The 1,088-nt window shown below is 74.7% G+C and carries 1 protein-coding gene; it reads left to right on the top strand.

Going from position 1 to position 1,088, the window contains the following annotated elements; all coding sequences use genetic code 11:
- On the top strand, window positions 1-1,088 hold a 1,088-nt coding region (locus FV228_RS30575), incomplete at both ends, for a circularly permuted type 2 ATP-grasp protein (RefSeq protein ID WP_147857834.1).

Raw genomic sequence — 1,088 nt, forward strand, 5'->3', positions numbered from 1 at the left:
GCCCGCAGGAGCGCGTCGCGCGCTGGACCGCGGGCTATCGGCCCGTCTCCGGCCGTCCCGACGAGTTCCTGGGCGGCGACGGCGCCCCCCGGGGGGCGTGGCCGCGCCTGCTCGACCATCTCGGGGCGCTCACCGAGCCGGAGATCCTGGCCCGCTTCGTCTCGGCCGAGCGGCACATCCGGGATGCCGGCATCTCGTTCCGGATCTCCGGCGACCAGCGCGAGCATCCCTGGCCGCTCGACTGCCTGCCCCTGGTGGTCGAGGCCGCCGAGTGGCGCGACCTCAGCGCCGGGATCGTCCAGCGCGCGGAACTGATGGAGGCGATCCTCGCCGATTGCTACGGCGAGGGCCGCCTGGTCGCCGACGGGCTGCTGCCCGCCGCGATCGTGGCCGGGACGCCCGAGTTCCTCCACCCCCTGCACGGGGTCGCGCCCCCCGGGGGCCACTACCTGAAGCTCTACGCCGCCGATCTCGGCCGGGGGCCGGACGGGCGCTGGCAGGTCTTGGCCGACCGGACGCAGGCGCCCTCGGGCCTCGGCTGGGCGCTGGAGAACCGCATGGTCCTGGCCCGGACCTTCCCGGACTTCTTCCAGGACCTCCACGTCGAGCGCCTGCCGGCCTTCTTCCAGGCGTTTCGCGATGGGCTGGCGCTCGGGGCCGAGCGCTCCGACCCGCGCATCTGCCTGCTGACCTCGGGGCCCTACAGCAGCACCTATGTCGAGCAGGCGGCGTTGGCCCGGTATCTCGGCCTGATGCTGGTCGAGGGCGACGACCTCGTCATGCGCGACGGCGCGCTGCACGTGCGCACCGTCTCGGGCCTGAAGCGGGCCGACGCCCTGTGGCGGCGGATCGACGCCGACTACCTCGACCCCCTCGAGCTGAACCCGGCCTCGCGCCTGGGCGTGCCCGGGGTGATCGAGGCCCTGCGCAACGGCTCCCTGGTGATGGCCAACATGCCGGGCTCCGGGCTGGTCGAATCCGCCGCGCTCGCCCCGTATCTCGACGGCATCGCCCGCCGGCTGCTGGGCGCGCCCCTGCGGCTCGGGCATCCCCGGGCCTGGTGGTGCGGCGACCTCGAAGGCCTGGCC

Source organism: Methylobacterium sp. WL18 (genome assembly GCF_008040015.1).
GTDB classification, from domain to species: domain Bacteria; phylum Pseudomonadota; class Alphaproteobacteria; order Rhizobiales; family Beijerinckiaceae; genus Methylobacterium; species Methylobacterium mesophilicum.